10 protein-coding genes are annotated in these 9,656 nt (G+C 72.8%); 5 read left to right on the forward strand and 5 right to left on the reverse strand.

Features of this window, described 5'->3' with window-relative positions; genetic code table 11:
- Positions 1 to 45: 45 nt before the first annotated feature.
- The 4 genes from IEZ12_RS15845 to IEZ12_RS40060 all read right to left on the reverse strand — a co-directional run bounded on the left by IEZ12_RS15845 (position 46) and on the right by IEZ12_RS40060 (position 4,813).
- Entirely contained in the window at positions 46 to 594 is a 549-nt protein-coding gene (locus IEZ12_RS15845) for an RNA 2'-phosphotransferase (protein WP_189272612.1), read from the reverse strand.
- 30 nt (positions 595 to 624) lie between these two features.
- The gene (locus tag IEZ12_RS15850) at positions 625 to 2,019 is read right to left on the reverse strand and encodes a metallopeptidase TldD-related protein (protein ID WP_189272613.1); all 1,395 of its coding nucleotides are present in this window, start codon (positions 2,017 to 2,019) and stop codon (positions 625 to 627) included.
- A complete protein-coding gene (locus tag IEZ12_RS15855) occupies positions 2,019 to 3,545 on the reverse strand; it encodes a TldD/PmbA family protein (protein WP_189272614.1) in 1,527 nt (508 codons plus the stop codon). Before IEZ12_RS15855 ends, IEZ12_RS15850 begins: the two co-directional genes overlap by 1 nt.
- Before the next feature lie 137 nt (positions 3,546 to 3,682).
- Positions 3,683 to 4,813 carry an MBL fold metallo-hydrolase gene (locus tag IEZ12_RS40060; RefSeq protein ID WP_189272615.1) on the reverse strand — a complete coding sequence of 377 codons (1,131 nt, stop codon included), beginning with the start codon at positions 4,811 to 4,813 and terminating at the stop codon, positions 3,683 to 3,685.
- Between the two features lie 303 nt (positions 4,814 to 5,116).
- On the opposite strand from IEZ12_RS40060, the gene fabG reads away from it, so the two are divergent.
- Together fabG and fabI are read left to right on the forward strand one after the other, a co-directional pair.
- Positions 5,117 to 5,836 (forward strand): 3-oxoacyl-[acyl-carrier-protein] reductase, encoded by a 720-nt coding sequence (gene fabG / locus IEZ12_RS15865; protein ID WP_043910190.1) that lies wholly within the window; start codon positions 5,117 to 5,119, stop codon positions 5,834 to 5,836.
- A 2-nt stretch (positions 5,837 to 5,838) separates the two neighbouring features.
- A complete protein-coding gene (gene fabI, locus IEZ12_RS15870; protein ID WP_043910193.1) occupies positions 5,839 to 6,606 on the forward strand; it encodes an enoyl-ACP reductase FabI in 768 nt (255 codons plus the stop codon).
- Positions 6,607 to 6,733: 127 nt separating this feature from the next.
- Here the strand turns inward: fabI and IEZ12_RS15875 are convergent, their stop codons facing one another.
- Complete coding sequence (locus tag IEZ12_RS15875) at positions 6,734 to 7,432, reverse strand: FadR/GntR family transcriptional regulator (protein ID WP_189272616.1); 699 nt, start codon at positions 7,430 to 7,432, stop codon at positions 6,734 to 6,736.
- A gap of 77 nt (positions 7,433 to 7,509) precedes the next feature.
- Here IEZ12_RS15875 and IEZ12_RS15880 point away from each other — a divergent pair, with 77 nt between their 5' ends.
- The 3 genes from IEZ12_RS15880 to IEZ12_RS15885 all read left to right on the forward strand — a co-directional run bounded on the left by IEZ12_RS15880 (position 7,510) and on the right by IEZ12_RS15885 (position 9,570).
- A complete protein-coding gene (locus tag IEZ12_RS15880; protein WP_189272617.1) occupies positions 7,510 to 8,799 on the forward strand; it encodes an MFS transporter in 1,290 nt (429 codons plus the stop codon).
- 10 nt (positions 8,800 to 8,809) lie between these two features.
- Complete coding sequence (locus IEZ12_RS40065; protein ID WP_255419049.1) at positions 8,810 to 8,932, forward strand: SGM_5486 family transporter-associated protein; 123 nt, start codon at positions 8,810 to 8,812, stop codon at positions 8,930 to 8,932.
- A 110-nt stretch (positions 8,933 to 9,042) separates the two neighbouring features.
- The gene (locus tag IEZ12_RS15885; RefSeq protein WP_189272618.1) at positions 9,043 to 9,570 is read left to right on the forward strand and encodes a SixA phosphatase family protein; all 528 of its coding nucleotides are present in this window, start codon (positions 9,043 to 9,045) and stop codon (positions 9,568 to 9,570) included.
- The last annotated feature ends 86 nt before the right edge of the window (positions 9,571 to 9,656 follow it).

Below are 9,656 nucleotides of genomic sequence, written 5' to 3' on the forward strand. Positions count from 1 at the left end.
AACCCCGCTGACGCCGGACCGACCCACCTGGGGTCGGTCCGGAGGTCAGGCGGCGCGGCGGAGGTACTGGACGGGCACGGCGTCGGTGAGCCAGACACCGTTCGCAGACACTCGGAATTCGTGGCCGTCGGCGGCCATCGCGGCCGCGTCGACCTCCAGCACCACCGGCCGGCCGTGCCGGGAGCCGACCTTGACCGCCGTTTCGGTGTCGGCCGAGAGGTGGACGTCCTGCCGGGTCATCGGGCGCAGGCCCTCGGCCAGGATGTACGGCAGGGTGCGCTCGGCGGTGCCGTGGAACAGCACGTCGGGCGGGGTGGTGGCGGGCAGGCCCAGGTCGACCTCGACGGTGTGGCCCTGACTGGCCCGGATGGACCTGCCGTCCTCGGAGTAGGCGAAGCGCCGCTTGTTGTTGGTGGCGACCACGTGGTCCAGCTGGGCGCGGCTGAGCGGCCGGCGGTGCCGGGCCAGCGCGGCGAGCAGGGTGTCGACCGCCACCCAGCCCGCCGCGTCCAGGGAGACCCCGACGGAGCCCGGGTCGTGTCGCAGGATGCGGCTGAGCATCTTCGACGTCTTGACGGTGTGCTTCTCGTCCATCGGAGTCCCCCCAGGGGTTCGGTCGGCCGGTCAGGAGGCCTGACTGACCGAGCTCATGTTGAAGTCGGGCACGCGCACCGGCGGCATCGCAGCCCGGGTGAACCAGTCGCCCCACTCGCGGGGCAGGCAGCGTTCGGTGCGGCCCGCCTCGGTGATCCGGCCGAGCAGGTCGACCGGGGATTCGTTGAAGCGGAAGTTGTTGACCGCGCCGACCACTTCGCCGTTCTCGACCAGGTAGACGCCGTCCCGGGTGAGGCCGGTGAGCAGCAGGGTGGCCGGGTCGACCTCGCGGATGTACCAGAGGCAGGTGAGCAGCAGGCCGCGCTCGGTGCGGGCGACCATCTCCTCCAGCGTCGGCGCGTCGGGCGCGGAGGTCTCCAGCACCAGATTGTCGATCGGCGGGTTGAGCGGCAGCCCGGCCAGGCCCGCGGAGTGGCGGGTGGTCAGCAGGTGGGTGAGCGTGCCGTCGCGCAGCCAGTCGGTGGCGGTCAGCGGTGCGCCGTTGTCGAACACCGAGTCGTTCTCGCCGGAGGCGTGGGTGAGCACGAACGGGGCGGCCTGGATACCGGGCTCGGCCGGGTCGGAGCGCAGCGTCAGCGGCAGCGGGCTGAGCTGCTCGCCGATCCGCGTGCCCCCGCCGGGCTTGGAGAACACCGAGCGGCCCTCGACCGCGTCCCGCGCGCCGGACGACCAGCTCAGGTAGACCAGCAGGTCGGCGACGGCGGACGGCGACAGGATGGTCTCGTAGCGGCCGGCCGGCAGGTCGATCCGCTTGCGGCCCCAGCCGAGCCGGCGCGTCAGGTCGGCGTGCAGGGCGGTGACGTCGACGTCCGTGAAGTCCCGGGTGCCGGCGCCGACCCAGGCGGAGCCGGACAGGTCGGCGGTCTTGAGGTTCAGCTCGACGGCGCCGGTGGGCTGGTCGTGGCGCAGCCGCAGGCCGGTGGAGCTGCCCAGGTAGGAGGACGTCATCTCGTGCCGGGCGAAGCCGTACAGCAGCTCGCCGCCCGCCCGGGCGCGGGCGAAGGCCTCGCCGAGGGCGGGCGCGAACGCGTCGAACACGCCGATGTCGGTGACCAGCGGGGCCTCGGTGAAGCGCGGGTCGGCGGGCCGACCGGTGATCAGCGGCTGGGCGTCCTCGGCGGGTTCGGCGGCCCGGGCGGCGGCCTCGGCGGCGCGCACCAGCTGCTCGATGTCGTCGAGCGTGACGGCCTCCTGGGCGACCACGCCGGCGGCGGTGCCCTGCGTGCCGTTCACGGTGGAGATCACCGTCAGCCGGCGGCCGCGGGTGACGCCGTTGGTGGTCAGCGCGTTGCCGGCCCAGCGCAGGTTGGCGGTGGACTCCTCGTCGACGATCACCACGCAGCCGTCGGCGCGGGACAGTTCGAGGGCGCGTTCCACCAGCTCGTGGGGGTGCGTGAGGGACATCAGTGACCCGCCTCCTGCTGGGTGTTGAGCACGTTGACCTGACGGAACAGCGCGGACGGGCAGCCGTGGCTGACCGCGGCGACCTGGCCCGGCTGGGCCTTGCCGCAGTTGAAGGCCCCGCCGAGCACGTACGTCTGCGGGCCGCCGACGGCGCTCATCGAGCCCCAGAAGTCGGTGGTGGTGGCCTGGTAGGCGAAGTCCTTGACCTGGCCCGCCAGTTCGCCGTCGCGAATGGCGTAGGCGCGCTGGCCGGTGAACTGGAAGTTGTACCGCTGCATGTCGATCGACCAGGAGCGGTCGCCGACGATGTACAGCCCGTTCTCCACCTGGGAGATCAGGCCGGAGGTGTCCGGGCCGTCGGCGGCCGGCCGGAGCGAGACGTTGGCCATCCGCTGCACCGGCACATGCGCCGGGGAATCCGCGTAGGCACAGCCGTTGGAGCGCTCGAAGCCCTTCAACCCGGCCATCGGGCGGTCGAGTTGGTAGCCGACCAGGACGCCGTCGCGGATCAGGTCCCAGGACTGGGTGGCGACGCCCTCGTCGTCGTACCCGATGCTGGCCAGGCCGTGCTCGGCCGTCCGGTCGCCCGTGACGTGCATCAGCTCGGAGCCGTACTTCAGGCTGCCGAGCTGGTCGAAGGTGGCGAACGAGGTGCCCGCGTAGGCGGCCTCGTAGCCCAGCGCGCGGTCCAGTTCGGTGGCGTGGCCGATCGACTCGTGGATGGTCAGCCACAGGTTGGACGGGTCGATCACCAGGTCGTAGCGGCCCGCGGTGACGCTCGGCGCGGCCATCTTCTGCGCCAGCAGCTCGGGCAGCTCGGCCAGTTCGGCGTCCCAGTCCCAGCCCGTGCCGCGCAGGTACTCCCAGCCGCGGCCGGCCGGCGGCGCGATGGTGCGCATCGAGTCGAACGCGCCCGTCCGCTCGTCCACGCTGGTGGCCTCCAGCCACGGGTGCAGGCGCACCCGCTGCTGGGTCGTCACGGTGCCCGCGGTGTCCGCGTAGAACTTGTTCTCCTGCACCGTCAGCACCGCCGCCGTCACGTGCGAGACGCCGTCGGCGGCCAGCAGCCGGGAGGACCACTCGGCCAGCAGGCCGGTCTTCTCCGCGTCCGGCACGTCGAACGGGTTCAGCTCGTACGCGGAGACCCACTCGACCTCCGGGTACACCGGCTCCGGGGCCAGCTCCACCCGCTCGCCGGACCCGGCCGCCCGGCTGATCCCGCCGGCCAGCCGGGCCACCGCCACGGCCTGCTCGGCGACGGCCGCAGCGGCGGCGGGCGTCAGGTCCACGCCTGCCGCGAAGCCCCAGGCGCCGTCCAGCAGCACCCGGACGGCGAAGCCCAGCTGCACGGAGTCCGACGAGCCGGCCGGGCGGGCGTCACGCAGCCGCCAGGACGCCGACCGCACCCGCTCCAGCCGGAAGTCGGCGTGCGAGACGCCCAACTGCCGAGCCCGGGACAGGGCCGCGTCCGCCAACGGGCGCAACGGGTACGAGAGGAACTGAGGGTCCAGCGCGGAGGGGGGCATCGGGCTCCCTGGGTCGAGGATCGGGTGCGGCGGGCCGCCCCCGGGTCGAGGGCACACCCGCTCGCATCATCCCCGGCCGCAGGGCGTTCGGCCAGCAAATATTGGCCGAGCCGCCCTGACGCACCGTCAGTTCGACGTCACGCCAGCGCCTCCCACCAGCCGTCCAGCTCCGGCGGATCGGCCACCTCCACCCGCTGCCCCGGACGCGGCACCGCCAGCGCGACCCCCTGCGCCTTCGCCTCCGCCAGCAGCCGCTCCACCGGCTCCGCCCAGCGGTGCGGCGCCAGGTTGAACGTGCACCAGTGCACCGGCAGCAGCAGGCCGCCGCGCAGCTCCAGATGCGCCCGGACCGCGTCCTCCGGAGTCAGGTGGATGTCCGCCCACGCGGCGTCGTACGCGCCGATCGCCATCAGCGCGGCGTCGAACGGGCCGTGCTGCTCGCCGATCCGGGCGAAACCCTCGAAGTAGCCCGAGTCGCCGGTGAAGAACACCCGGCGCTCCGGCCCCGCCACCACCCACGAGCCCCACAGCGTGGTGTTGCGGGTGAAACCCCGGCCGGAGAAGTGGTGCGCGGCGGTCAGCGTCAGCGTCAACTCGCCGAGCGTGCACGTCTCGTCCCAGTCCAGCTCGATGATCCGGTGCTCCGGCACGCCCCAGCGCCGCAGGTGCCCGCCGATGCCCAGCGGCACCGCGAACGGCGCCGACTGGAGCTCCACCAGGCGGCGCACCGTCGCCATGTCCAGGTGGTCGTAGTGGTCGTGCGAGATCAGCACCGCGTCCACCTGCGGCAGCGACGCCAGGTCCACCGGCACCGGGTGCAGCCGCTTCGGGCCCGCCAGGTGGGACGGCGAACAGCGGTCCGACCACATCGGATCCACCAGCACCCGGCAGCCGTCCAGCTCCAGCAGCGCCGACGCGTGCCCGTACCAGGTCACCGCCACGCCCTCGGACGCCGCGGCCGACGGCTCCGGCGCCGCCAGCGGCACCGCACCGGCCGGCACCCGGCCCTCCTTCTCGAACAGCATCCGGCGCAGCGTCGCCGCGTCCGGGCTGCCCGGCACACCGGACGAGACCTGCGAGGGCGCGTTGTGGAACACCCCGTCCCGGTACTGCGGGGAGACCCGCACCCGCGGATCCAGCGGGTCCGGCCGTCGCCCGAACTGGGCCGGCAGCTCCCGCAGCGCCCACGCCGCCGCACCCACCACCGTCAGGGCCGCCACCGCCGCCAGCGCCCGGCGGCCTGCCCGGCCAGGGAGTGCACCACTCATCGCGTCCGCTCCGATCGGCTCGCTCGAAACCGGTGCCCGGACTCTCCGGAGCACCCCCGGGGCAACGGCCGCCACCGGCCCGGCGTTCCCCGCACCGGATCCGCACCGGACCCGGACAGGAGCCGGACGAGACCCGGACGGGACCCGGACGGCACCGGTACCGGGATTGTCGGGATGCAACAGAACTCACCCGGCAAGGCCTGTCGAAGGCAGCTTCGCCCGAGCTCGCACCCTACCGATAGCGTCACAGGTGGCTACGCGTGCGGTCGGCACGCGCACATCGAGTAGGGAAGAGGTGGACCGTTGAGCCGCTCGGTACTGGTCACCGGAGGTAACCGGGGCATCGGCCTCGCCATCGCCCAGAGCTTCGCCGAGGCGGGCGACAAGGTCGCCATCACCAGCCGCAACGGCGAGGTTCCGGCGGAACTCGCCAAGTACGACGTCCTCGCGGTGCGCGCCGACATCACCGACACCGAGCAGGTCGACGCCGCCTTCACCGAGATCGAGGCCGCCCACGGCCCGGTCGAGGTCCTGGTCGCCAACGCCGGCATCACCAAGGACACCCTGCTGCTGCGCATGTCCGAGGACGACTTCACGTCCGTCCTGGAGACCAACCTCACCGGCACCTTCCGGGTCGTGAAGCGCGCCGCCGCCAAGATGCTGCGCGCCCGCAAGGGCCGCGTGGTGCTGATCTCCTCCGTGGTGGGCCTCAGCGGCTCCGCCGGCCAGGCCAACTACGCCGCCTCCAAGGCCGGCCTGGTCGGCTTCGCCCGCTCGCTGGCCCGCGAACTCGGCTCCCGCAACATCACCGTCAACGTGATCGCGCCCGGCTTCGTCGACACCGACATGACCGCCGTGCTCAGCGAGGAGCGCCGCAAGGAGATCGTCTCCGGCGTCCCCCTGGGCCGCTACGCCGCCCCCGCCGAGATCGCCTCGGCCGCGCGGTTCCTGGCCTCCGACGAGGCCGCGTACATCACCGGAGCCGTCATTCCCGTGGACGGCGGATTGGGCATGGGTCACTGACCATGACTGGAATTCTCGAAGGCAAGCGCATCCTGATCACCGGCGTGCTGATGGAGTCCTCCATCGCCTTCCACACCGCGAAGCTCGCCCAGGAGCAGGGCGCCGAGATCATCCTCACCGCCTTCCCCCGGCCCAGCCTCACCGAGCGCATCGCCAAGAAGCTGCCCAAGCCGGTCAAGGTCCTGGAGCTCGACGTCTCCAGCGCCGAGCAGCTGGCCGGCATCGCCGACCAGGTCCGCGAGCACCTGCCGACCCTGGACGGCGTCGTCCACTCCATCGGCTTCGCCCCGCAGGACGCGCTCGGCGGCAACTTCCTGGACACCCCGTGGGAGTCCGTCGCCACCGCCATGCAGGTCTCCGCGTACTCGCTGAAGTCCCTCACCACCGCGCTGCTCCCGCTCATGCAGGACGGCGGCTCGGTGGTCGGCCTGACCTTCGACGCGCAGTTCGCCTGGCCGCAGTACGACTGGATGGGCCCGGCGAAGGCCGCCCTCGAGTCCACCAACCGCTACCTCGCCCGTTACCTCGGCGAGCGCGACATCCGCTGCAACCTGATCTCGGCGGGCCCGATCGGCTCGATGGCCGCGAAGTCCATCCCCGGCTTCCCCGACCTCGCCGCCACCTGGGACACCCGCTCCCCGCTCAAGTGGGACCTCTCCGACCCGGAGCCGGCCGGCCGCGGCGTCGTCGCGCTGCTCAGCGACTGGTTCCCGAAGACCACCGGCGAGATCATCCACGTCGACGGCGGTCTGCACGCGATCGGCGCGTAACGAGTTTCTCCAGGGGCTCGGAGAACTGCGAGGTCGAGCTGCTGGTGGTCGAGGACGGCGGTCGGTCATGGCCGCCGTCGGTGACGGACGGGACCCGGAACAACGGGACCTGTCCGCACCCCGTCGATCACCAGCAGCCTTGGCCCCGCCGTTCCCCGGGCCCCTCGCTGTTCCCCCCGATCGCCTGGCCGGCGGCCTTCGCGGCCTTCTCCGCGTCGCCCGACCTGATCGCGTCGAGGATGTCCGAGTGCGAGACCCAGCGGTGGGGGAGGAGGTCGGGGCCGACGTCGTGGCGCAGGTGGGCGAGGAGGACCTCGCCGAGGTCGGCGTAGATCGCGGCGAGGACGTCGTTGTGGGCGGCGGCCACCACCGCGTGGTGGAAGGCGGCGTCGGCCTGGATGAAGTCCTCGGGGACACCGGCGTGCCAGGCGGCGTCGCGGCGGGCCAGCGCGGCGTCGAGGAGTTCGAGGTCGCGCGCGGTGCGGCGGGTCGCGGCGAAGCCGGCGGCGGAGGTCTCCAGGGTCGCGCGGAGTTCGGCGACCTGGCTCCGGTCGGCGTCGGCGAACCGGCGGTGCATGACGCCGGCGAGTTCGCTGGTGGCCAGGACGTAGGTGCCGGAGCCCTGGCGGATGTCGACCAGCCCGTTGTGAGCGAGGGCGCGGACGGCTTCGCGGATGGTGTTGCGTGCGACGCCGAGCTGGTCGACCAGCTCCGCCTCGGTCGGGATGCGTGATCCCACCGGCCACTCGCCCGAGGTGATCTGGGCCCGGAGTTGGGCGATCACCTGGTCGGAGAGCGGGGTGCGGCGAGTGGTCGACAGCGCCAAGGTCGGGCTCCTTCTGTGGTTTACGTCATCAGGATACCGGGGCGACTTAAGTCATCCCATGATTCTATGATTGCGCCATGTCTACCGCAGCAGACCCCTCAGCAACCGAGACCGAGAGCCTTCGACCATCCCCTCAGTCCGCCACCGCCACCGCCGGCCCGTCGCCGGCGGTCCGCAATGTCGGCGCCGCCCTGCTGGCCGTCGGCGTGGCCGCCGCCGCGGTCAACCTGCGTCCCGTGGTGACCAGCCTCGGCGCGCTGCTCGACCCGGTCCAGAAGGACCTCGGGATGAGCGCCACGGTGGCCGGCCTGCTCGCCGCGGTGCCGCCGCTGTGTTTCGCGGCGCTGGGCGTCGCCGCCCCGGGCCTGGCCCGCCGGCTGGGTCCGATCACCGTGGTGGCGGCCGCGATGGGCGCCATCACGGCGGGTGTGCTGGCCCGCTCCTTCACCGGTTCCACCGCGGTGTTCCTGCTGCTCACCGCGCTGGCGCTGGCCGGAGTGGCGCTGGCCAACGTGCTGCTGCCGGTGGTGATCAAGCGGTACTTCCCGGACCGGGTCGGTCCGATGATCGGCCTGTACTCGATGGCGCTGTCGGTCGGCACCTCGCTGGCCGCCGCCACCACCGTCCCGCTGGCCGACGCGCTCGGCGGCTCCTGGCGGCTGGGCCTCGGCGTCTGGGCGCTGCCCGCCGTGCTCGCGCTGGTGCTGTGGCTGGCGGTGCTGTTCGTCCGCCGCGAGAAGGGCGGCAGCGTCTCGGCCGAGCCCGCGCCGGCCCACGTCCGGCTGCCGATCCTGCGCAGCCGCACCGCGTGGGCGCTGGGCGCGTTCTTCGGCCTGCAGTCCACCAGCGCGTACAGCGCGATGGGCTTCCTGCCGAAGATCTACCACGACGCCGGTGTCTCGGAGTCCGCGTCCGGCGTGCTGCTGGCCCTGGTGATGGCGGTCAGCGTGCCGGTCTCGTTCGCGCTGCCCAACCTGGCCGCCCGGGGCGGCGACCAGCGGCTGTACGTGGTGGTGCTGGGCCTGTGCGGCATCGCCGGCTACCTCGGGCTGATGCTGGCCGCCGGGACGGTGCCGTGGCTTTGGGCGATCCTGGTCGGCCTGTCGATGTGCGCGTTCCCGCTGGCGCTGACCATGCTCGGCCTGCGCGCCCGCACCCCGGGCGGGGTGGCCCAGCTGTCGGCGTTCGCGCAGAGCCTGGGCTACCTGATCTGCATCCCGGGCCCGATCGTGATGGGCGCGCTCTACGAGAACACCGGCGAGTGGTACCTGCCGTTGGGCCTGCTGGCGCTGCTGCTGGTGCCGCAGATCCTGGTCGGCGTGCGTGCCGCCCGGGCCCGGCACATCGAGGACGAGGTCGTCGGTTAGGCTCGGCGACATGCCAGTTCTCGAACCGAATCCCCAGGGCGGCCAGAAGAAGCTGCTGCAGATGCTCGGCGTGATCGCCGGGATCGTGGTGCTGATCGCGATCGTCGCGACCGTCGCCCAGAACATGGGCTGATCCGGCCTCGCGCCCGCCGCCCGCGCCGAGCGGAGGAGCGGCCACCCGCAGGGGTGGCAGCTTCGCCGACCACGCGACCGGGCGGCGGTTTTCTGCGAAGCTCTAGGGGTATGAGCGCCGACACTCCTCGTAGGATCATCGTTCTTCGCCATGCCCGGGCCGACTGGCCCGACCAGGTCGACGACCACGACCGCCCGCTGGCCGACCGCGGGCGAGTCCAGGCCACCGAGGCGGGCCGCTGGCTCGCCGACTCCGGCGTCAACCCCGACCACGTGCTCTGCTCGACCGCGCTGCGCACCCGGGAGACCTGGAAGCTGGTCGCCCATGAGCTGCCCAAGCGGCCCCGGAAGACGGTCTACGAGGACCGGGTGTACGAGGCCCAGCCCGGCCGGCTGATCGAGGTGATCCAGGAGACCCCCGAGGAACACGCCGACCTCCTGCTGGTCGGCCACAACCCCGGCGTGCTGGGCCTGACCCAGGTGCTGGCCGGCGACGAGGGCGACGCCGAGGAGCTCAATCGGATGCGGCTGAACGGCTTCCCGCCGGCCGCGGTGGCGGTGCTCAGCCTGAACGGCCCGTGGAAGCTGGTCGAGCCCGGCGTGGCCCGGCTGGAGTCGTACTTCATGCCGCAGGACTGACGGCAGCAGGAAGGGGCGGGGTCCGATCGGACCCCGCCCCTTCGACGTGCGTGCCGGATCAGTCCCCGGTGGGCGCGCCGTCCACC

It is taken from the genome of Kitasatospora griseola (genome assembly GCF_014648555.1).
Classification (GTDB): Bacteria; Actinomycetota; Actinomycetes; order Streptomycetales; family Streptomycetaceae; genus Kitasatospora; species Kitasatospora griseola.